At 74.1% G+C, this 22002-nt stretch carries 16 protein-coding genes and 1 pseudogene; 8 read left to right on the forward strand and 9 right to left on the reverse strand.

Annotated features, from left to right (window positions below; translation table 11 throughout):
- The first annotated feature begins 4 nt into the window (after positions 1 to 4).
- The 5 genes from QBL21_RS07995 to QBL21_RS08015 all read left to right on the forward strand — a co-directional run bounded on the left by QBL21_RS07995 (position 5) and on the right by QBL21_RS08015 (position 6059).
- Positions 5 to 1342 carry a hypothetical protein gene (locus QBL21_RS07995; protein ID WP_407561303.1) on the forward strand — a complete coding sequence of 446 codons (1338 nt, stop codon included), beginning with the start codon at positions 5 to 7 and terminating at the stop codon, positions 1340 to 1342.
- An 18-nt stretch (positions 1343 to 1360) separates the two neighbouring features.
- Entirely contained in the window at positions 1361 to 2701 is a 1341-nt protein-coding gene (locus QBL21_RS08000) for a UDP-glucose dehydrogenase family protein (protein ID WP_407561304.1), read from the forward strand.
- 31 nt (positions 2702 to 2732) lie between these two features.
- Positions 2733 to 4166, forward strand: a complete 1434-nt coding sequence (locus QBL21_RS08005; protein WP_407561305.1) for a polysaccharide pyruvyl transferase family protein — start codon at positions 2733 to 2735, stop codon at positions 4164 to 4166.
- Entirely contained in the window at positions 4166 to 5236 is a 1071-nt protein-coding gene (locus tag QBL21_RS08010) for a hypothetical protein (protein ID WP_407561306.1), read from the forward strand. Before QBL21_RS08005 ends, QBL21_RS08010 begins: the two co-directional genes overlap by 1 nt.
- A gap of 73 nt (positions 5237 to 5309) precedes the next feature.
- Positions 5310 to 6059 (forward strand): MBL fold metallo-hydrolase, encoded by a 750-nt coding sequence (locus QBL21_RS08015; protein WP_407561307.1) that lies wholly within the window; start codon positions 5310 to 5312, stop codon positions 6057 to 6059.
- A 22-nt stretch (positions 6060 to 6081) separates the two neighbouring features.
- Here QBL21_RS08015 and QBL21_RS08020 read toward each other — a convergent pair.
- The 9 genes and pseudogenes from QBL21_RS08020 to QBL21_RS08060 all read right to left on the reverse strand — a co-directional run bounded on the left by QBL21_RS08020 (position 6082) and on the right by QBL21_RS08060 (position 18658).
- Positions 6082 to 7372 (reverse strand): annotated as a pseudogene (locus QBL21_RS08020) (maltokinase N-terminal cap-like domain-containing protein).
- Positions 7373 to 7384: 12 nt separating this feature from the next.
- Positions 7385 to 7969 (reverse strand): TetR family transcriptional regulator, encoded by a 585-nt coding sequence (locus tag QBL21_RS08025; protein WP_407561308.1) that lies wholly within the window; start codon positions 7967 to 7969, stop codon positions 7385 to 7387.
- Positions 7970 to 7987: 18 nt separating this feature from the next.
- Positions 7988 to 9271 (reverse strand): hypothetical protein, encoded by a 1284-nt coding sequence (locus QBL21_RS08030; protein WP_407561309.1) that lies wholly within the window; start codon positions 9269 to 9271, stop codon positions 7988 to 7990.
- A complete protein-coding gene (locus QBL21_RS08035; RefSeq protein WP_407561310.1) occupies positions 9271 to 9741 on the reverse strand; it encodes a hypothetical protein in 471 nt (156 codons plus the stop codon). Before QBL21_RS08035 ends, QBL21_RS08030 begins: the two co-directional genes overlap by 1 nt.
- On the reverse strand, positions 9738 to 11903 hold the full coding sequence (locus QBL21_RS08040; protein ID WP_407561311.1) for a right-handed parallel beta-helix repeat-containing protein: 2166 nt from the start codon (positions 11901 to 11903) through the stop codon (positions 9738 to 9740). The genes QBL21_RS08035 and QBL21_RS08040 overlap by 4 nt, the downstream gene beginning before the upstream one ends.
- Positions 11904 to 12013: 110 nt before the next feature.
- Complete coding sequence (locus QBL21_RS08045; protein WP_407561312.1) at positions 12014 to 12916, reverse strand: lysozyme; 903 nt, start codon at positions 12914 to 12916, stop codon at positions 12014 to 12016.
- Positions 12917 to 13501: 585 nt separating this feature from the next.
- Positions 13502 to 15358, reverse strand: a complete 1857-nt coding sequence (locus tag QBL21_RS08050) for an ABC transporter ATP-binding protein (RefSeq protein ID WP_407561313.1) — start codon at positions 15356 to 15358, stop codon at positions 13502 to 13504.
- Positions 15355 to 17328: an ABC transporter ATP-binding protein gene (locus QBL21_RS08055; protein ID WP_407561314.1), complete on the reverse strand. Its 1974-nt coding sequence runs from the start codon at positions 17326 to 17328 to the stop codon at positions 15355 to 15357. The genes QBL21_RS08050 and QBL21_RS08055 overlap by 4 nt, the downstream gene beginning before the upstream one ends.
- 34 nt (positions 17329 to 17362) lie before the next feature.
- Positions 17363 to 18658 (reverse strand): MFS transporter, encoded by a 1296-nt coding sequence (locus QBL21_RS08060; RefSeq protein WP_407566345.1) that lies wholly within the window; start codon positions 18656 to 18658, stop codon positions 17363 to 17365.
- Between the two features lie 308 nt (positions 18659 to 18966).
- Here QBL21_RS08060 and QBL21_RS08065 point away from each other — a divergent pair, with 308 nt between their 5' ends.
- From QBL21_RS08065 to QBL21_RS08075, 3 genes are all read left to right on the forward strand, one after another.
- Positions 18967 to 20208 (forward strand): Ig-like domain-containing protein, encoded by a 1242-nt coding sequence (locus QBL21_RS08065; RefSeq protein ID WP_407561315.1) that lies wholly within the window; start codon positions 18967 to 18969, stop codon positions 20206 to 20208.
- Between the two features lie 122 nt (positions 20209 to 20330).
- The gene (locus tag QBL21_RS08070; RefSeq protein ID WP_407561316.1) at positions 20331 to 21098 is read left to right on the forward strand and encodes an enoyl-CoA hydratase/isomerase family protein; all 768 of its coding nucleotides are present in this window, start codon (positions 20331 to 20333) and stop codon (positions 21096 to 21098) included.
- A gap of 290 nt (positions 21099 to 21388) precedes the next feature.
- Positions 21389 to 21973 (forward strand): ATP-binding protein, encoded by a 585-nt coding sequence (locus QBL21_RS08075; protein ID WP_407561317.1) that lies wholly within the window; start codon positions 21389 to 21391, stop codon positions 21971 to 21973.
- Positions 21974 to 22002 lie beyond the last annotated feature (29 nt).

Below are 22002 nucleotides of genomic sequence, written 5' to 3' on the forward strand. Positions count from 1 at the left end.
TCTGATGCCGACGCAGCCAACGCCGCCCACGCTGGTGCCCACGGTGCCACGCGGCGGGCGCCTCCTCCACATCGGTCCGCACAAGACCGGCACCACCGCACTCCAGGGCGCCTTCCACAGCGCCCGCGACCGGCTGTCCGCGTACGACGTGGTCTACGCGGGCAGCAAGCGGCAGCCGGTCGCGGCGGCGCTCGCCAAGATCGGGGTGGAGTTCCCGGGCCCCGCGGGCACGCCCGTACGCGAGGAGCTGGACGTGTTCCTCCAGCGCGACCGGCCGGGCATGGAGCGCTGGCGGCGGCTGGTGCGCCAGTGCGAGCAGGCCGCGGACCGGCGCACGGTCATCAGCACCGAGTACTTCTCCAACGCCGGCGACGACGCGGCCCGCGAGGTCGTCGCCGAACTGGGCGGCGGGGGGCGGGTGCACGTCGTCGTCACGCTGCGCCCGCTGCTGAAGATCCTGCCGTCGCAGTGGCAGCAGTACGTACGCAACGGGCTGCGCCTCTCGTACGAGGACTGGCTGGAGGCCATGTTCCACCGCGAGCCGTGTATCGAGCCGACGCCCAGCTTCTGGCGTCGGCACCGGCACGACGAGCTGATCGCCCGCTGGGCGGCGGCGGCCGGCCCGGAGAACCTGACCGTCCTGATCCAGGACGAGTCCGACCAGCAGATGCAGCTCCGCGTCTTCGAGGAGTTCGCGGGGCTGCCCCCGGGGTTCCTCGTCTACGACGAGCGCGACAACCGGTCGATGACCCACGGCGAGGCCGAGCTGATCCGGCTGCTCAACGAGGAGTCGCACCGCCGCGGCTGGTCGGTGGAGCGGCACGGCAAGGTCGTACGGGCCGGCGCGCTGCGCCGGATGCGCGACAAGTACCAGCCCGGCCGCGACGAGGCGCGCGTCACCACCCCCGAGTGGGCGGTGGCCGAGGCCACGGAGCTGGCCGAACGGATGACCGCCGCCATCGCCCGGCTCGGCGTCAACGTCGTGGGCGACCTGCCGTCGCTCGCGAAACGCCCGGCCGCGCCGGCCGGGCCACCGCCCGAGGCGACCATCCCGGCCGCCGCGGCGGCCCAGGCCGTCATCGGCGCACTGCTCGCCCAGTCCTCGCTCGACACCAGGGAGGCCGCCGAGGCCGCCGCGCTCGATACGGGGGCCGCCGCTGCGGCGAAGGACGTCTCCGGGCCGAACTCCTCCGGGCCCGGCACGTCCACCGCCACCGCGACGGCCGCCACCGCCCCCGCGTCGAAGCCGGCGCCCGCCGACGCCTCCCCCGGAGGCCGGGACGGCGCCACCAACCCGCTGCGGAGCGCCGCCAGGCGCGGTCTCCGCCGAATCCGCCGATAACCAGAAGGACCCGCACGGATGTCGTTGAGAATCACTGTGATCGGCACGGGCTACCTCGGTGCCACGCACGCCGCCGCCATGGCGGAGCTGGGCTTCGAGGTGCTCGGCCTGGACGTCGTGAAGGAAAAGGTCGAGCTGCTGTCCGCCGGCAGGGTGCCGATGTACGAGCCGGGCCTGGAGGACCTGCTGCGCAAGCACGTCGCCGGGGTCGAGGGTGCGACCGGGCGGCTGCGCTTCACCACGGACTGGGACGAGGTGGCCGCCTTCGGCGACGTGCACTTCGTCTGCGTGAACACGCCGCAGAAGCACGGCGAGTACGGCTGCGACATGAGCTACGTCGACGCCGCGATCGACTCGCTCGCCCCGCGGCTGACCGGGCCGTGCCTGGTCGTCGGCAAGTCGACGGTGCCGGTGGGCTCCGCGGCCCGGCTGGCGCGCCGGCTGGCCGAGCTGGCGCCCGCCGGTGAGCAGGCCGAGCTGGCGTGGAACCCGGAGTTCCTGCGTGAGGGCTTCGCCGTCGAGGACACCCTGCGCCCGGACCGCATCGTCGTCGGCGTGGCCGGCGGGCGCGCCGAGGAGCTGCTGCGGGAGGTGTACGCGGGTCCGGTCGGCGACGGCACGCCGTTCGTGGTCGCGGACTACCCGACCGCCGAGCTGGTGAAGACCTCCGCGAACGCGTTCCTGGCGACGAAGATCTCGTTCATCAACGCCATGGCGGAGATATGCGAGGCCGCGGGCGGCGACGTCGTGAAGCTGGCCGAGGCGATCGGCTACGACGACCGGATCGGCAAGAAGTTCCTGCGCGCCGGCGTCGGCTTCGGCGGGGGCTGCCTGCCCAAGGACATCCGCGCGTTCATGGCCCGCGCCGGTGAACTCGGCGTCGACCAGGCGCTCACGTTTCTCCGCGAGGTCGACTCGATCAACATGCGCCGCCGGGCGCACATGGTCGAGCTGGCCCGCGAGGCGCTCGGGGAGACCTTCCTCGGCCGCCGGATCGCCGTGCTGGGCGCGACGTTCAAGCCGGACTCCGACGACGTACGGGACTCTCCCGCGCTCAACGTCGCCGGGCAGATCCACCTCCAGGGCGGCCAGGTCACGGTCTACGACCCCAAGGGCATGGGCAACGCCCGCCGGGAGTTCCCCACCCTGCGCTACGCCGACTCCGCCGAGGACGCCGTCCGCGGCGCCGACATCGTGCTGCACCTCACCGAATGGAGCGAGTTCCGCAACCTCGACCCGCACCGGCTCGCCCGGGCCGCCGCCACCGCGCACCTGATCGACGGCCGCAACACGCTGGACCCGGCGCCCTGGCGCGCCGCGGGCTGGACGTTCCGCGCCATGGGCCGCCCCGCACTCTGACTACGCTTCCACGACAGGGAACACCCCCACCATGAAGAACATCCTGATCCGCTCCGGCAAGAGCCCCTTCCACGTCGCGACGCGGACAGAGGTCGTCCAGCAGGACCTCATCGGCACCAACTCCGGCAACCTGCTGTTCAGCGACGCCGCCCACAAGCTGCTCCTGGCCCCCGACACCGCCGTCACCTCCAACGGCATCAAGACGGACTACTCCAAGGAGCGCGCGGCGCAGATAAACGACGAGTACGACGTCTTCGTCGTGCCGCTCGCCAACGCCTTCCGTCCGTCCTTCGAGGCGTCGCTCAACCGCCTCTCCCGGCTGATCGAGCAGTTGACCATCCCCGTCGTCGTCATCGGCGTCGGCGCCCAGGTCGGCGCGGACTACGACACCGAGCGGCTGAAGTCGATCGAGCCGTCGGTCAAGCGGTTCATGAAAGCGGTGCTCAAGCGGTCCGCGTCGGTGGGCGTACGCGGTGAGCTGACCGCCGGCTACCTGAAGGGCCTCGGCTTCAAGGACGTCGACATCATCGGCTGCCCGTCGATGTTCCTCCACGGCGACACCTTCCCCGAGATCCGCCGGCCCGAGGCCGGGATCACCGACGCCTCGCGCATCGCGATCAACGTCTCGCCGGACGCCGTCCGCGTCGGCCCGATCGCGGCCATCGCGCAGCGCGCGTACGAGCGCTTCGACGACCTCACGTACTACGCGCAGAACCTCACCGACGCCGAGATGCTGCTGTGGGGCGACACCTCCGCGGAGCGGGGGCTGACCCCCGAGCTGCCGACCCTCGCCGCGCACAGCCTGGTGCGCGACGGCAGGACCCGGGTGCCCACCGACCCGTACGGCTGGCTCGCGGAGCTGCGCGAGCACGACTTCGCCTTCGGCACCCGCATCCACGGCAACATCGCCGCGCTGCTCGCCGGCACCCCCGCCGTCGTCCTCGTCCACGACTCGCGCACCCTCGAACTCTGCCGCTACTTCGGCATCCCGTACGAGATGCTGGCCGACCAGCCGGCCGACATGGACCCGGCGGACCTGTACGAGAAGGCCGACTTCGCCGGGCTGCACACCGGACACCAGGAGCGCTGGGACCGCTTCGTACGCTTCCTCGACCGCAACGACCTGCGGAACACCTACACCCACGGCGACCGCGGCGCCGCCTTCGAGAAGCGCATGGCCGGCCTCGACCTGCCGCCCTCGATGCGGCTGTGGGACGGCTCCGACGACGGTTTGTACGGCTTCCGCTTCGCCTGGCTGCACGAGCGTGCCGAAACCGCGCGCAAGCGCCTGGACGCCGCGGTGCGGCGGTCCACGGAGCTGAAGGAGCGCAACGAGGAGCTGACCGGGCAGGTCGAGCGGCTGGAGAAGCGGCTCGCCGGACTGGAGCGGCGCGTCACCGCCCGCGACAAGCGGCCGATGGCCCGGCTCGGCGGGGTCTTCAAGGGCCGGGGCGGGCGGGGCTGATGCCGCGGCGGCAGGGCGCGCTCCCGCCGGGTACCCGGCTGGTGCACATCGGGCCGCACAAGACCGGCACCACCACGCTCCAGGGGGCGTTCCACCGCGGGCGGCGCGCGCTGGCGGCGCACGGCGTACGGTACGCCGGCGCCGCGCGGCAGCCCGCGCACGCCGCCGCCGCGATCGCCGGGGGCACCCCCGTGCACAGCCTGGAGGCGCCGAGCATGGCGCACTGGGAGAAGCTGTGCGCGGAGGTCGCCGCCGCCGGGCGGCGGCGCCGGGTCGTCGTCAGCAGCGAGCGCTTCGCCAACGCCGACGCCGCCGCGGCCCGCGCGGTGGTCGACGGGCTCGGCGGCGACCGGGTGCACGTGGCCGTCACGCTCCGGCCGCTGGTGCGGATCCTGCCGTCGCAGTGGCAGGAGTACATCAAGTCCGGCCACCACCACCCGTACGGCAAGTGGCTCGACGGCATGCTGCGCAAGCCGCCGTACCGGAAGCCGACGCCGTCGTTCTGGCGGCGGCACCGGCACGACGAACTGGTGGCGCGCTGGGCGGACGTGGCCGGCGCGGAGAACCTCACGGTGGTCGTCGTCGACCCGGCCGACCCGCTGGCGCACCTGCGCGCCTTCGAGGGGCTGCTCGGGCTGCCGGCGGGGCTGCTGGTGCCGGAGCAGGACGGGTTCACCAACCGGTCGCTGACCGCCGGGGAGGTGGAGCTGCTGCGGCTGGTGAACAGAGGGCTCTCCCGGGCCGAACGGCCGGCGGTGGAACGCAAGCTGGTCCGCGAGGAACTGGTGCGTCGGATGCGCCGGGCGCACGTGCCGACCGGCGACGCGGAGCGCATCGCCACCCCGGCCTGGGCGCGGCGGGCGGCGGCGGAGGTCAGCGCGGAGATGGTCGCGGGGATCAGGAAGTCGGGGGTACGGGTCGTGGGCGACCTCGACGTGCTGGTCCCGGCGGTCGAGGTGCCGGGCGCCGGCCCCGGGGACCTCGGTGCCGCCGCCGAGCCGCGGCTGCCGACTGCCGTGGCGCTCTCGGCGCTGACGGGGGCGCTGCTCGCGGCGGCCGAGTCCCCGTAGCGCCGGGGCGGCCGGGGCCGGACCCGGCATATAGTCCGGGTCCTGGTCCTGCGGGCGAGAGGGAGGCGGGCAGATGGCGGAAGCGGCGCCGGCGCTGATCCGGATCACGGAGCGGGTGTGGCTGTGGCCGCACCACCCCGACCCGGACCGGGTCCAGGCGTGCGTCGGGGTGATCGCCGGGGACGACGGCTGCCTGCTCGTCGACGCCGGCCACAGCCCGGCGCTGGCCCGCCGGGTCCGCAACGCCCTCGGCGGCGCGGGCCTGCCGCGGGCCCGGCGCCTCGCCTACACCCACCACCACTGGGACCACGTCTGGGGCGCGCAGGAGTGGGGCGTGCCGGTGGTCGCGCACGAGCTGACGGCCGACGCGCTGCGCGCCGAGGCGGGCAAGCCGTGGTCACAGGCGTACCTGCGGGCCGAGATGGCCCGTGACCCGCGGCTGGTCCCGAGCTACCGCGCGCGCTCGCGCGCGATGGCCGGGGACGGCCGCGACGGCTGGGACGGCTGGGACGGCTTCCGGATCGTGCCGCCCGACGAGACGTTCACCGGCCGCCGCCCGATCCGGCTCGGGGGAGTCACGGTGGAGCTGCGGCACGTCGGCGGCGGCCATGCCGCGGACTCGACGGTCGTCGCGGTGCCGTCGGAGGGCGTCCTGTTCGTGGGCGACTGCTACTACCCGCCGCCGTACCACCTGCGGGCGGAGGGCGCGGAGCCGGACCTGGCGCTGGCGCGGAGCCTGGTGGACGCGGAGTTCGAGTGGTACGTGGAGAGCCACGACGCACCGCGGCGCCGGGCCGAGGTGAAGGCGGTCCTGGGCGGCTGAACCCGCTTCCCCGCCTCGCGGCTCAGGTGGCCAGGCCGGCGATCGCCGCCAGCGGGACGCCCAGCCGACCCGGTCTGTTCCCGGCCTCGTAGACGACCTCGTGGACCGCCCTGTCCGCCACGTACGCGCGCAGCAGCTCCGCCTCCCCGCGCGGGTCCGCGCCCGCCGCCCCGGCGTAGCCCGCGCAGTACTCCGCACCGCAGCGGTCCGCCCACGACGGGTCCGCGCCCGCCGTGGCCGCCGCGTACGTGAACGAGCGCCGCATCCCCGCCACGTCCCTGACCACCGGGTGCGGGCGGCGGCGGGCGGGCGGGGGCAGCTCCGGTTCGCCCTCGAAGCCGACGAACGACCAGCGGCCGTCGCGCGTTTCCCCGCAGCGCCTGGCCCAGGTGCAGGTCGCCGTGGACGCGCTGCGCCCGCCACGTACGGCCCGCCGCGCCCAGCTCCGCCACCGCCGCGTACGTCTCGCCGAGCCGGCCGCGGTACGGGCGCAGCGCCGGGACCGCCGCCGCGGCGGCCGCCAGCCGCGGCGTCATCGCGGCGGCCAGCGCCGCGGCCTGCGGGGCGCCCAGCACCGTCACCGGCGGCGCGCGCCCGAGCGCCGCGTGCGGTTCGGCGGTCGCCCGGCCGAGCGCGCGGGCGTACGGCGCGAAGTCCTCGCGCGCCGCCAGGGCTTCGGCCGCCAGCTTCCAGCCGTCCGCGGCGCCGGCCGGGAAGGGCCGGAGCACGCCGAGGGTCGCGGGGGAGCCGCGGTCGTCGGCGAGCGCGGGGGTCTCGAACCACGCCAGCGGCGGCGGCACCCGGGCGCCGCCCGCGTGGGCCAGGGCCGAGGGCACTTCGAGGCCGGGGCTGGGGCCGGGGTGGACGCGGCGGAAGACCTTGAGGACGAAGCGGTCGCCGTACACCACCGAGGAGTTGGACTGCTCCGCGTCCAGCCGCCGGGCCGGGAGCCCGCCCGCGCCGTGCGCGCCGGCCCACCCCTCGCGTACGAACGTGATCGGCCCCGTCCGCCCCGGCCGCCGCAGCCGCTCCAGCAGCAGCGCCGCCGTCCGCGGGTCCAGGAGCGCGTCCGAGACCGCGGGCGGGCGGCGGACGTCGAGCAGGAGCTGATAGCAGTCCCCGGGCTCCGCCCCCGGCTGCCGTACGCGGACCGGCAGGTGCAGCACGCCGGGGAGGAGTTCGGCCGACGACACCGGCGACAGCCCCGTGACCGGGCGGTCCTTCCCGGCGAACCAGCGTTGCCGCGGCAGCCAGGCGCGCAGGCCCGCCGGCAGCGCCTCCGCGTCCCGCCGCCGGGTGACCGCCCCGTCCACCGCCCCGGCGCCCTAGTCCAGCGTGCGCGACAGGTACGCGTGCAGCAGCGTCCGCGTCTCCGCCAGCAGCGCCGCGTCCCCCTCCGGGTCGGCGCGGAAGGCGAGTTGGAGCAGCGCGTCGGCCGCCTCGACCGCCACCAGGCAGGAGCGCTGGAGCGAAGCGGTCACCGGCAGGGACAGCCGCTCCGCGAGGATGTCGCACAGCCGGGCCGCCACCGGGTCGTTCGCCTCGAAGTCCACCTGCGCGAAGCCCGGGACGGTGCGCATCATCGCGACGTACTCCGCGAGCATCGAGTCCAGGATGCGCCGCCAGCCGGCCTGCGCGGGCTCGGCGGCCAGCCGGCGGGTGACGCGGCCGGTGAAGTCGTCGAGGTTGCGGGCGGCGAGCGCGTCGGCGAGGGCCCGCTTGTTGGGGAAGAAGCGGTACACGGAGCCGATGGGGACGCCGGCGCGGTCGGCGACGGCGCTGGTCGTCAGGTCCTCGTAGCCGGTCTCGTCGAGGAGTTCGGCGCAGGCGTCGAGGATCCGGGCCAGCCGCTCGGCGCTGCGCTGCTGGACGGGGGTGCGGCGGAGGGAGGGGGTGCTCACGCCGTCCATGGTGCCGGACCTCCCGTGCTATGCGGCCAGCAGGAGGGTCAGGCCGCCGACCGTGTAGCAGACCATCAGCGCGAGCAGCGGCAGTTGGCCGGCGACCGCGCGGGCGGGCGGGAAGAGCCGGACGGCGCGGTCGTGGGCGGCGACGACGCCGAGGACGTGGCCGGTGACGACGGCGGTGACCTGGAGCGCGGCGAGGCCGCCGGGGGAGAGCGGGGGGTCGGCCGGGGGCGGGTCGTCGGTGCCGGACGCGATCGCGACGGTACGCGGGCCCTCGGTGACGAGGAGCGTGAAGTAGTGGGCGACGAGGTAGCCGAGCGCGATCGGCAGGAGGGAGTGGGCGAAGGCGGACAGCGGGTGGTCGAGCCGGCCGGAGACCAGGCGTACGGCCGCCGCGCACCCGGCGTACAGGGCGGCGACGAGGGCGACGGCGGCGAGCAGGCCGAGCGTGGCGGTGGCGGTGCGGCCCAGGGAGGCGGTCTGGAGGGTGTCAATCCAGGTGGGGGAGGCGGAGAAGCCGTCGTAGGCGGTGGAGCCGAGGAGTACGCACAGGACGGCGGTCAGCCCCGGGAGCGCGGGGGTGGCGTCGAGGCCGGCGAGGGGGGAGCGCAGGACGAGCACGCCGTCGGCGGGGCGGCGGCCGACGGGGGCGAGGCGGGCGAGCAGGGTGCTGTACGCCTCGAAGGGGTCGCACCGCGCGAACCAGCGGTCGCCGTAGACCGCCGCGCCGGTGAGCTGGACGGCGGCGTGGGCGGCGAGGAAGGCCGACAGGGCGGCGGTGGCGGCCGGTTCGGGGGCGGCCAGCTCCAGCCAGGTGAACGCCAGCAGCCCGGCGGCGGCGGGCCGGTACCCGAGCCGGGCGGGCAGCGGGCGGCCGGCGGCGGGGTCGCGGCCGAGGGCGCGGCAGGTGAGGGCGTGCAGCGTACGGAGCGGGTTGAGCAGGCGCCATACGGGACCCAGGAGGAGGGAGGCGGGGACGAGGCCGACCCACAGGAGTACGTAGACGGCGCCGGGCGCGGGGTTGCGGGCGGGGTCGTCGGGGCCGAGGAGCAGGTGGCCGGCGACGAACGCGGCGGCGGCGAGGCCGGCGCCCGCGGCGGTGCGGCGCAGGGCGGGCGCGGCGGCGAGGCGCTGCACGGCGCGGGGCAGGGGGCCGCCGGCGGTGGCGCCGGCGTAGCGGGGCTCGGGCCACAGCAGGCCGAGGGCGAGAAAGGAGACGAGCAGGGCGGCGAAGCCGCCGGCGTAGGCGTAGAAGGCGGGTATCGGCAGGTCCTGGGTGCCGCCGACGCCGTGCGCGAGCGGCATCAGCGCACCATGAGCTGGGTGAGGACGAGACCGGAGCCGTGCGTCTCGACGTCGAACACCCCGGTGCGGTCCGCGGTGAACGCCAGCTCGGCGGGCTCGCCCGCGCGCAGCTCCGCGGTCTCGTCGTAGCCGTGGACGTGGAGTTCGTCGTCGGTGTCGCTGGTGACGAGGAGGGTGACGCGCTCGTCGAGCCCCACCTCCACGCGTCCGGGCGCGGGCGTGACCCGCCCGTCCCGTACGGCGATCTCGACGGTGGTGCCGGCGGCCGGACCGACGTCCGCGTCCGAGCCGTTGGCGCCGCGGTCGGGCACGTCGGTCGCGGGCGGTACGGACCCGGTGGCCACCTCGTGGCCGGTGCCGGGCTCGTGGTGGGTGTCGCCGCGGGAGCAGCCGGCGCCGGCGAGCGCCAGCAGGAGCACCGCGGCGGCGGCGCCGAGCCGGGCGGCGGGGGAGGGCGAGCGGCGGCTCATGCGAGGCCGGCCTCCGGGGCCGGACCGGCGGCGGGGCGGCGCGGCTCCGGGCCGGCCTTCCCCTCGGGGCCCTCCCCGGGTTCCGTCCCGGGATCCGCCGCGGGGCCTCCTGTCGAATCCGCCGCGGACCCGGCCGCCGGGTCCGTCGCGGGTGCGACGCGGGCCACCGCGACCACCGCCCAGACCACCCACACCAGCCCCAGGAGCATCCGCAGCCACGCCGGGCTCAGCGGTATCCACGGGATCAGCAGCACCGACTTGTCGAAGGCGTCCAGCAGCGTCAGCACGCCCATCGCCACCGTGACCCCCGTGAACCCCGGCCGCCGGGGGCCCGGTCGGGCCCGTAGCCGCAGCCCGGTCGCCGTCCACCACGCGCCCGTCAGCACCAGCGCGGCGACCGGCACCCAGGTGTGCGCGTACGAACTCGCCGACCCCACCACGTCGAGCACCAGCCCCGCCGCCCCCGCCGCCGCGGCAACCGTGGCGATCGCGTCGCGGCGCAGCAGCCGCCACCACAGCACCCCGCCGACCAGCCCCAGCAGCACCGCCACGGCCAGCGCGATCTGCACCTCGATCCGCTCGATGCCCCGCGCCCCGTACCAGTCGCACCCCGCCGGCAGCTTCCGCGCCTGCACGTCGTACTCCGCGCACACCAGCAACTGCGCCAGCTTCACCGGCTCGCCGACGATCCGGTCCGAGCCGCCGGAGACGTCGCCGGGCCGAGGGCCGCACTCCGGCAGCGTGCGCGGGTTGCTCGCGCCCGCGTCCCCCTGCCAGCAGTTGCCCTCGCCCTGCCCGTCCCACCACACGTCCGTCTTGTTGGGCCGCTCGTTGCCCGCCCGGTCGACGCCGAGGTGGTTGCCGGCGTAGCGGTTGTGGTGCGAGGTGTCGAGCTGCTTGCCCGGCGCGCCCTCGCCGCGGATGAACGCGGGCACGGCGTTGAGGTAGAACGCCGCGCGCTGGTGGCCGTAGATCCAGTTGTCCCGGTAGAGGTTCCAGTTGCCGCCCGCGGTGATGATGCCGGTCCCGGGCGGCATGGATATCTGCGGGCAGACCACGCCCTGCTCGTAGCCGCGCTCGGCGGGCGGCTTGGCGCAGGTGCCGTCGGCGACGTACGGGTAGTAGTTCTGGTTGTTGTCGTGGATGAGGTTCCGCTCGAACTTCGCGTGGTTCTGCGGCAGTCCGGGGTGGCCGGGGAAGGCGCTGTCCATCGAGGCGCCGCCCATGTTGTGGTCAAACTCGTTGTCGTGCACCCAGACGGAGTCGCCCGCGGTGCCGGAGTAGCCGACCATGTTGTGATGGCTGCGGCAGCCGGTGATCTCGATGGCGTAGCGCGGGACGTCGTAGCCGCGGCCGTCGTTGATGTCGGAGGCGCTGCCCGGGTAGATGCCGGAGTCGCCGTTGCCGTACGACTCGCAGTCGCGGTACAGGCCGTGGTCGGAGGCGAAGGTCAGGAAGCCGTACTCGTCGTTCCACCGGGTGAGCACGTCGTCGATGACGAACCCGTCGGCGGCCAGCACGTACAGCGAGTTGAAGGTGGAGCGCTGGGCGGTGAAGTTGCGGAAGTAGACGCCGTCGGCGGAGTCCGCGCGGATCACGTTGAGCTTGCGGTACTGGCCGTCGATGACGACGTCGCCGCGGTCGGCGCCGGTGCCCTCGATCTGGAGGTCCCGCTTGCCCATGACGGCGACGAGGTTCTGGTTGTGCGGGCAGCGCTTCTGCTGCGCGTACGACAGGATCTGGTAGCCGAGGTCGGACCGCGGCGCCTTCAGCCGGGCACAGGCCCCGGTGGGCTTTGGCCGGCTGGGCTCCTCCAGATAGACGCCGGGCAGCACGGCGATGGTCGTGCCGGGCTCGTCGACGGCGTCGACGGCCTGCTGGAGATGTTCGAAGCCGCGGTCGCGGCAGCGCTCGTACAGCCGGAGGTTGCGCTCGCGCAGGGCGGCGGGGAAGTCGGCGACGCGCGCCTCGAAGTCCGCCCGGCCGGGCTTGCAGACCAGCAGGTCGGGCTCCTCCTCGCGGTACGTCGGCACGCTGCCGGTGCCGTCGGGGAACTCGACGGGGCGCTCCTCGTGCGCGGCGGCGGGGGCGGCGGTGAGCAGCAGCGCGCCCAGCGCGACGAGCGGGAGGAGGGCCGTTCGGACCTTACGCGTCCACGACATGGCGGAAGAGTAGAGCAAGTTTCATCTTTTGTGACCCCTCGGCGTACGGGCCCGTGCGGAAGGGGCCGGCCGTAGCCCGGCCGGCCCCTTCGTCGCATGCCGCCCCGCGGTCAGGGGGTGTTGTTCGCCAGCGCCAGGAGCCGGGCGCGGGTGCCGTTGAACTTGTCGCGGTCGACGTTGCCGGAGATGCCGGCGACCCGCCCGGTGCTCGTGTACTGCCACACCGTGTAGAAGGGGAAGCCGCCCGGGAGCGACGGGGTGTGCGCGGAGGTCCAGTGCGCGACCCACAGCGGGCTGCGCGAGGACATGCCGTTCCAGCCTCCGGTGCAACTGTTCCACCAGCTCGGGCTGGTGTAGATGACGACGTCACGGCTGGTCCGCGCCTTGTACGTGTTGTAGAAGTCGAGGATCCAGTTGCGCATCGCGGTCTGGGAGAGCCCGTAGCAGGCGGCGCCCGACGGGTTGTTCTCGATGTCCAGCACGCCGGGAAGCGTCAGGTTGTCACGTGACCAGGCACCGCCGTTGGAGGCGAAGAAGTTGGCCTGGGCCGCGCCGCTGGAGGAGTTCGGCCGGGCGAAGTGGTACGCGCCGCGGATGACGCCGGCGCGGTAGGCGGCCGGGTAGTTGGTGTTGAACGACGGGTCCTTGTAGGTGGTCCCCTCGGTCGCCTTCATCCAGGCGAACTGGATGCCGGCGTTGCGCACCGACGTCCAGTTGATGCTGCCCTGCCAGTGCGAGATGTCGATCCCCTGCACGCCGCCGGTGTGGTCCATGGGACTGACGTCGGGGGACGACTGGTCCGCGTCGACTCCCATGCCCATGTAGGCGTGGCCCAGCGGTACGGGGTTCTTCTTCTTCGTGTCGGCGCCGTCCGCCGGCGCGGACGCGGCGGACGGTGCGGTGAGCCCTGCGACCAGGGCGAGGGATGCGCCGAGGACGACGGCGGCGCCGGCGCGGGTGCGGCCGGTGCGGCGCGGGAAGAGGCGGTGGGTCAGTGATCTGTGCAAGTGCATCGCGGCCTCCTGGCACTCATGTGCTCTGTGGGGGTGGGGAGAGGCGGTGCTGAGTGATGCTGTACGGACAGACCGGTGTTCTGATGCGAACACGACAAGAGTGACGCATAGGAACGCCTGCCTGAGAAGGGGGGACCGCCACCCTTTATGGTCCAGTCCAGTGACGCGTGCGCTGAGCTGCGGTTACCGGAGAGGAAATCGTCAACTTTCATGGTGTGAAAGCCGAAACGAAGACTAGCATTTCGGTCACGGAGAGTGCCAAAGTAGACACGCTGTGCACCCATCTGATCATCCCCACCGACCCGCCCCCCGAACCGATCACCCCAACGCCCCCGTTGCCCCCTCCGGCCCCACGGCCCCCGCCGAACGGCGGCCCGGGCGGCCGGGCGGCCGTTCGTCTGGGTCGACGACGAGATCGCCGACGCCGATCGCGACTGGGTGGCCGCCCACCACCCGGAGCGTGCCCTCCTGCACCGCGTCGACCCCGGGCGGGGTCTCACCGACGCGGACTTCGCCGCACTCGGCGCCTGGCTGCGCGCCCTGTGGCCGCGGGTCGTCCGGGAGACCCGCCGTCCGGGCCGGAGGTCAGAGGGTGCTGTCCTGCCACGCCTGGTGGAGGGCCGCGAAGCGGCCCCGGTCGGCTATCAGGGTGGCCGGCGGGCCGTCCTCGACGATGCGGCCCCGGGACATCACCAGGACGCGGTCCGCGATCTCCACCGTAGACAGGCGGTGGGCGATGACCACCGCCGTACGGCCCCGCAGGACCGTGTGCATCGCCTGCTGCACCGCCTGCTCGCCCGGGATGTCCAGCGACGACGTCGCCTCGTCGAGGATCACCACCGCCGGGTCCGCGAGCAGCGCGCGGGCGAACGCCACGAGCTGGCGCTGGCCCGCCGAGATGCGGCCGCCGCGCTTGCGTACGTCGGTGTCGTAGCCGTCCGGGAGCGCCGTGATGAACTCGTGGGCGCCCAGCGCCTTCGCCGCCGCCTCGATCTCCTCGCGGCTCGCGTCCGGGCGGCCGATCGCGATGTTCTCCGCGACCGTGCCCGAGAACAGGAACGCCTCCTGCGTGACCATCACCACCCCGCGCCTCAGCTCCGCGTTGGCGACGTGGCGCAGGTCCACCCCGTCGAGCAGCACCCGCCCCGCGCTCGGGTCGTAGAACCGCGCCAGCAGCTTGGCCAGCGTCGACTTCCCCGCCCCCGTCGAGCCGACGACCGCGACGGTCTGCCCGGCCGGCACCGTCAGGTCGAAGCGGGGCAGCACCTCGCCGCCCGTACGGTACGAGAACCCGACGGCCTCGAAGCGCACCTCCCGGCCCGGCAGCCCCTCCTCGCGCGCCGGCAGCGGGCGCGGCTCCGCGGGCTCCGCCACCCCCGGCCGCTGCGCCAGCAGCCCGGCGATCTTCGTCAGCGACGCCGCCGCCGACTGGTAGGAGTTGAGGAACATCCCGAGCCGGTCGATCGGGTCGTAGAGGCGTCGCAGATAGAGCACCGCCGCGGCCAGCACACCGAGCGCCAGCTCGCCCTCGGCCACCCGGTACGCGCCCCACAGCACGATCGCCGCCACCGCGAAGTTCGCGGTCAGCCGGGAGCAGATGACGTAGCGGGCCATCTCCAGTATGGAGTCGCCGTTGACCCGCTCGTGGTACCCGTTGAGCCGGTCGAAGTCCTTGTCGTTCGCGCGTTCACGGCGGAACGCCTGTACGGGCCGGATGCCGTTCATCGTCTCGACGAACTTCACGATCACCTGGGCGATCGCCGTCGACCGCTTCGTGTAGATCTTGATCGAACGCCGCTGGAAGTTGCGGATCAGCGCGTACAGCGGCACGAACGACAGCAGCGCCGCCCCGCCCAGCCCCAGGTCCAGCCAGAGCAGCAGCGCGGAGATGTAGACGACCTGGAGCACGACGACTATCAGCTCCTGGAGCCCTTCGCTCAGCAGCTCGCGCAGCGACTCCACGTCGCTGGTGGAGCGTGAGATGAGCCGGCCGGAGGTGTAGCGGTCGTGGAAGTCGACGTCGAGGACCTGCGCGTGGCGGAAGATGCGGCCGCGCAGATCCAGCAGCACGTCCTGGTTGATGCGCGCGGCGGCCCGCACGAACGTGTACTGGAGCAGCCCGGAGGCCACCGCGCAGACCCCGTAGGCGAGGGCGACGGCGATCAGCGGGCCGTGGTCGTCGCGCCGCAGCGCGGGCACCGCGTGGTCGATGGCGTACGCGACGAGCAGCGGGCCCGCCTGGACGGCGGCCTGCTGGAGCAGGATCAGCGCGGTCGCGGCGGCGACCCGGCGGCGGTGCGGGGCGAGCAGCGAGCCCAGCAGCGTGCGGGACGCGCCCTCGGGCGCGGGCAGCAGGTCCTGGTCGAAGGGGTCGGTCCGCGGGCGCGGGCGGTCGTCGTCCGGCTCCTCGCCGCCGGGTTTCTCGGTGACCGTCGCCGTCATCGCTGCTCCCCCTCGTCGCCGTGCGCGCTCGCGCCCGCGTCCGTGCCCGTGTCCGCGTTGCCGGTCTTCTCCTCCGTCACGCCCGCCATCAGCGCGCGGTACTCCGCGCTGCCGTGCAGCAGTTCGTCGTGCGTGCCCACCGCCGCGACCCGGCCGCCGGACAGCAGCGCCACCCGGTCGGCGAGCAGCACCGTCGAGGGGCGGTGCGCCACCACCAGCGCCGTGGTCGTCGCCAGCACCCGCCGCAGCGCGGCCTCGACCAGCGCCTCGGTGTGCACGTCGAGCGCCGACAGCGGGTCGTCGAGCACGAGGAAGCGCGGCCGGCCCACGATCGCCCGCGCCAGCGCGAGGCGCTGGCGCTGGCCGCCGGAGAGGCTGAGGCCCTGCTCGCCGACCTCCGTGCGGTGGCCGTCGGGCAGTTGGTGCACGAAGTCGGCCTGCGCGATGTCCAGCGCCCGCAGCAGGTCGTGCTCCTCGGCCTCGTACGAGCCCATCAGCACGTTCTCCCCGGCGGTGGCGGAGAAGAGCGTCGGCTCCTCGAACGCCACGGCCACCAGCTCGCGCAGCTCGTCGCGGGGCAGGCCGGTGATGTCGCGGCCGTCGAGGCTGATGCGGCCGGCGGTCGGCTCGTACAGCCGCGGGACGAGCGCGGTCAGCGTCGTCTTGCCGCTGCCGGTGGCGCCGACGAGGGCGAGCGTCTCGCCGGAGCGCACGTGCAGGTCGACGCCGTCGAGTACGGGCGCGGTGTCCGGGCCGGCGTCGGGGTGGCGGAAGACGACGCCGGCGAAGCGGATGCCGTCGGCGGCGGGCGGGGACTGCGGAGCCTGCGCGGACCCGTTGCGCTGCGCCGGTACGGGGGCGCCGGGCCCGGCAGCGGCGGCCTTGCGGTCCGCGGCGTCGGCCGCCGGCTCGTCCATCACCTCGAAGTAGCGGTCGGCCGCGGTCGCCGCCTCGTTGCACATCGCCAGCAGGAACCCGATCGACTCCACCGGCCAGCGCAGCGCCATCGCCGTGGACAGGAACGCCACCAGCGTGCCCGCCGACAGGTCCCCGTCCGCGACCTGCACCGTGCCGAGCACCAGCGCCGCGCCGATCGCCAGCTCCGGCAGCGTCATGATCAGCGCCCAGATCCCGGCCAGCAGCCGCGCCTTGTGCAGCTCGGTGCCGCGCAGTTGGTGCGTCAGCCGGCGGAACGCCTGCGCCTGGCTGCGGTGCCGGCCGAAGCCCTTGACGATGCGGATGCCGAGCACCGCCTCCTCGACCACCGTCGTCAGGTCGCCGACCTGGTCCTGCGCCCGCCGCGCGGCGCCGAAGAAGCGCCGCTCGAACGCCGAGCAGAGCGCCACCAGCGGGATCACCGGCGCCAGCAGCACCAGGCCGAGGGTCCACTCCTGGGCGAGCAGGACCGCGCAGCCGACCGCGATCGTCGTGCCGTTGACGACCAGGAACGTCAGCGGGAAGGCCAGGAACATCCGGATGAGCTGGAGGTCCGTCGTACCGCGGGAGAGCAACTGGCCCGAGGCCCAGCGGTCGTGGAAGGCCACCGGCAGCCGCTGGAGCCGCCGGTACAGGCTCGCCCGCATCGCCGCCTCCACCCCCGCCAGCGGGCGCGCCACCAGCCAGCGGCGGAAGCCGAACAGCGCCGCCTCCGCGATGCCGAGGGCGAGGATCAGCAGCCCGCCGAGCCACACGCCCGCCGGGTCGCGGTCGGCCACCGGGCCGTCCACGAGCCACTTGAGCACCAGCGGGATGACCAGCCCGATACAGGACGCGACGATCGCGACGCCGGCCGCGGAGAAGAGCCGTACCCGCACCGGGCGGACGTACGGCCACAGGCGCAGCAGCGAGCGGACCGCGGAGCGGTCCGAGGCGCCGTCCGTCGGCGGTCCTTCGAGGCCGGGGCCGGTGTCGGCGGCGGTCGGGGAGTCGGCGGGATCGGGCTCTTCGGTGCGTATGTCGGCGGCAGGCATCGCCCCCGAGCCTACGTAAGGGCAGGCTAAGCCCTCACCCCGTTTTCCCTTCTCCTGACCTGCCGGTCGCGGGGGTGTCCGTCCGCAGGGCCGACGCTTCGAGGGGATCTTTTCGGAAGCCGTCCGCCCTGCGCAGGTTGCGTATCGCCGGTACGGACAGCAGGGCGCCCGCCGACAGCAGCGCCAGCGCGCCGTTGAACACCAGCACCTCGTGCACGCCGAACGCCCCCGCCGCCGGCCCGGCGAGCGCGTTGCCGACGGGCAGCATGGCGATCGAGCCGGCGATCTCGTACGAGTGCACCCGGCTCAGCGCCGCGGGCGGCACCTGCGTCTGGACGCTCGTCGCCCACATCACGCTCCAGAACGCCATCGCCGCCCCGGACACCGCCATCGACCCGGCGATCGCCGGCACCGGCAACTCCAGCCCCACCGCCGCCGGCTGCGCGCCGAAGCCGAGCAGCGCCACCGCACCCGCGCGCAGCGGGCGGGCCGGGCGCAGCCGCATCGCCACCAGCCCGCCGACGACCATCCCGGCGCCCATCACCGAGTTGACGACGCCGTACGCCCCGGCCCCGTACTCCTTGACGACCTCCGCCGCCACCAGCGGCACCGTCGGGCCCCAGGAGCCGACCATGAAGACCATCCACACCGCGATGACCGCCCACATCCAGGTGCGGGACGAGAACTCGCGCCAGCCCTCCGCCAGATCGGCCCCGAACGTGCGCCCGCGCCCGCCCTTCCCCGCCGGCCCGGGCGGGGCGTCGTCCGCCGGCCGCGGCGGCAGCCGCAGCAGCACCAGGCACAGCGCGCTCACCGCGTACGTCCCGGCGTGCACGGCGTAGACGCCGCCGGGCGAGGTGAGGCCGACCAGCGCGCCCGCCGCCGCGGGGCCGGCGAGCGTCATCGCCGACTCGGCCGTGCGGATCGAGGCGTTGGCGCCCTGCACGTCGTCCGCGATCCGCGGGATCACACCGGCGACGCCCGGCTGGAACATCGCGCCGGCGGTGCCGTGCAGCGCGGAGAGCACGCAGACCTGCCAGAGCACGACGTCGCCGGAGAAGAAGAGCACCGCCATCGCGAGCTGCGTGCCGACCCGGGCGAGGTCGGCGCCGATCATCACGGCGCGGGCGTTGAACCGGTCCGCGAACACCCCGCCGAAGATGACGAACCCGGCGAAGCACGCCGTCATCGACGCCATCGCCAGACCGACCGCCCCGGCGCCGTACCCGTGCATGATCAGCCCGGCGGCGAGCGCGACGGGCGCCATCATGTCGCCGAGCCGGGCGATGCCGCGGGCGGTGAAGAAGAGGCCGAACTCGCGGCTGCGCAGGGGCCGGCGCGGCGGTTCCGGCAGCGCCGGCGGGCGGGTGCGCCGCGCCGGGGACGGCCGGCCGGGGGACGGGGGCGTGGGCGGGGCGGAAGAGGAGGTCATCGGGTTGCAGTGTCACTCGGCGGGCCCCGGGACGCCACCGGATTATCGCGCCGCAAGCGCCTGCGGCGGCCGTACCAGTTGGGACCGAACGGTGACAATCGCGTGGCGTTACATGCCGGTGGCTGGGGATACCTTGAACGCAAAGGCGCGTATGGACCACGCGCGGGGGAAGTCTGGCTCGGTGTGGCCGAGGGGAGAATACGGCGTTGAAGGTGGAGCGGATACGAAGGGGACGTACCCGGCACAGCCTGGCGGCGCTGCTGACCGGTGCCGTGCTCGTCGTGGTCACGGCGTGCGGTGGATCCGACGGCTCGGACGGCGACGGGGGCAAGGGCGGTTCGGGGGGTTCGGCCGGCTCGGGCGGCGACGAGCAGAAGGTCTCGCAGGCGGTCGTCGAGATCGCGCCCAAGGACGGCGCCGACGCGGTCGGCACCCAGGGCGAGCTGAAGGTGACAGCGGCCAAGGGCAAGCTCGTCTCCGTGAAGGTGTCGGACGACAAGGGCGCCGACGTCAAGGGTGAGATCTCCAAGAGCGGCGCCGTGTGGAAGCCGGCCGGCCACCTGCGTACGCAGACCAAGTACAAGGTGCACGCCGTCGCGCAGGACGCCGATGGACTGGAGGCCGTCAAGGACGCCTCGTTCACCACCGTCTCGCCGGAGAACTCCTTCATCGGCCACTTCACGCCCGAGGACGGCAGCACCGTCGGCGTCGGCATGCCGGTGTCGATCAACTTCGACCAGCCGATCGCGAACACGAAGGAGGTCGAGGAGGCCATCGAGGTCACCGCCGACCCCGACGTGGAGATCGACGGCCACTGGTTCGGCGACCAGCGCCTGGACTTCCGCCCCGAGGAGTACTGGGAGCCCGGCACCGACGTGACGCTCAGCCTGCGTCTCGACGGCGTCGAGGGCGCGGACGGCGTCTACGGCCAGCAGCACAAGGACGTCAGCTTCGAGATCGGCCGCCGCCAGGTGAGCACGGTCGACGCCGACAGCAAGAAGATGAAGGTCGAGCGCGACGGCAGCGTCATCAAGACGATCCCGGTGACCACGGGGGCGCCGTCCACGCCGACCTGGAACGGCAAGATGGTGATCACCGAGCAGTTCGAGGTCACCAGGATGGACGGCGAGACCGTCGGCTTCGGCGGCGAGTACGACATCAAGGACGTACCGCACGCGCAGCGCCTGTCCACCTCCGGCACGTTCATCCACGGCAACTACTGGTCCGGCCAGGCCACTTTCGGCTCGGCCAACGCCAGCCACGGTTGCATCGGCCTGTACGACGCCCGCGGCGGCGGCGACAAGTCGACGCCCGGCTCCTGGTTCTTCCGCAATTCCCTGATCGGGGACGTGGTCGAGGTGAAGAACGCCAAGGACGAGGTCATCGCCCCGGACAACGGCCTCAACGGCTGGAACATGTCCTGGGACGAGTGGACCGCACCGCAGTAGCCGCACGTGCCGGTGCCGCCGGGGACGGGCGGCCGGCCGGCAGCGACGGCGTCCCGCGGGGCCCGGTGTGTGAGCAAGCGCACCGGGCCCCGCGGCGTTAATGAGCGCTAACGTGTGGTGGCATGACTGCATATCTGGAGGTCGCCGAGGGCGTCGGTACGCTGCGCCTGGACCGCCCGCCCATGAACGCCCTGGACATCGCCGTCCAGGACCGCATCCGCGAACTCGCCGAAGAGGCGGCCGGACGCGACGACGTGCGCGCCCTGGTGGTGTGGGGCGGCGAGAAGGTCTTCGCCGCCGGCGCCGACATCAAGGAGATGCAGGCCATGGACCACGCGGCCATGGTCGCGCGGAGCCGCGCTCTCCAGGAGTCCTTCACGGCGCTGGCGCGGGTGCCCAAGCCCGTCGTCGCCGCGGTCAACGGCTACGCCCTGGGCGGCGGCTGCGAGCTGGCGCTCTGCGCCGACATCCGGATCGCCGGCGAGAGCGCGAAGCTGGGGCAGCCGGAGATCCTGCTCGGGCTGATCCCGGGCGCGGGCGGCACCCAGCGGCTCGCCCGGCTGGTCGGGCCCGCGAAGGCCAAGGACCTGATCTTCACGGGCCGGATGGTGAAGGCCGGCGAGGCGCTGGCGCTCGGCCTCGTGGACCGGGTGGTGCCGGACGCGGAGGTGTACGCGCAGGCGCACGACTGGGCCGCGCGGCTCGCCAAGGGCCCGGCGATCGCGCTGCGGGCGGCGAAGGAGACCGTGGACCACGGGCTGGAGACGGACCTGGAGACGGGGCTCGCGCTGGAGCGGAGCTGGTTCGCGGGGCTGTTCGCCACCGAGGACCGGGAGACCGGGATGCGCAGCTTCGTGGAGAAGGGCCCGGGGAAGGCGGAGTTCCGCTGAGCCCGTCCGGCGGCCGTACGGGCGGCTCCGCCGCCCCGGCCCCCGGCGACACTCCGTGACCACTACCCCCGCCCGGGGGTAGTGGCCGCCTTAAGCAAGACTTAAGTGATTCGGGCGTTTTGAGGTCGTGTGGACGCCGATCGGCGGGGCGTTTGCGCAGTTCAGCGGGGTGTGGCCGCGGCGGCGACCCCCTGGCATATGCCCGGGGCCGCTCACGGAATGTAGGCCCCGGCAGGACTTGTTGGCGCGGAAATGCTCCCAAAGCCGCCCGCCCGCGCCATCATGAGGCCATGGCGGGCCTTGAGGACATCCAGCAACTCCACCGGGAACAGCCGGCACCCCCGGCTGCCCTCGCCGTACGCCGGCCGCGCAGGGCCCTGCTGCGCCCGCTGCCGTCGCCCGCCTACCGGCGCTTCCCCACCGCCGCCTCCGCGGACGACGCCGCGGAGAGCGCGGCGCCCGGCCCGATGGAGCTGTGGGGCAACCCGGCCGTCGGCGAGGTGCGGCTGCCCTCGCGCCCCGAGTCGGCCGGGACCGCCCGCCGGCTCGCCGAGGAGGTCGTCGTCCAGCACTGGGGGATGTCGCCGCGGTTCGCCGAGCACGCCGTGCTGCTCGTCTCCGAGCTGGTCGGCAACGCCGTACGGCACACCGGGGCGCGCACGTTCGGGCTGCGCATGTCGCGGCGGCGCGGCCGGATCCGCATCGAGGTGCGCGACCCCTCGCGCGCGCTGCCGTGCCTGATGCCCGTACGGGACATGGACACCAGCGGGCGCGGGCTGTTCCTCATCGACCAGGTCGCCGACCGCTGGGGCGTGGACCTGCTGCCGCGCGGCAAGTGCACCTGGGTCGAGCTGCGGGTGCCCGACCGAGGGTAGGAGCGCAGCTCAACAGCCGTTACCGTGGG

The organism is Streptomyces sp. 184 (genome assembly GCF_045781775.1).
Lineage (GTDB): Bacteria > Actinomycetota > Actinomycetes > Streptomycetales > Streptomycetaceae > Streptomyces.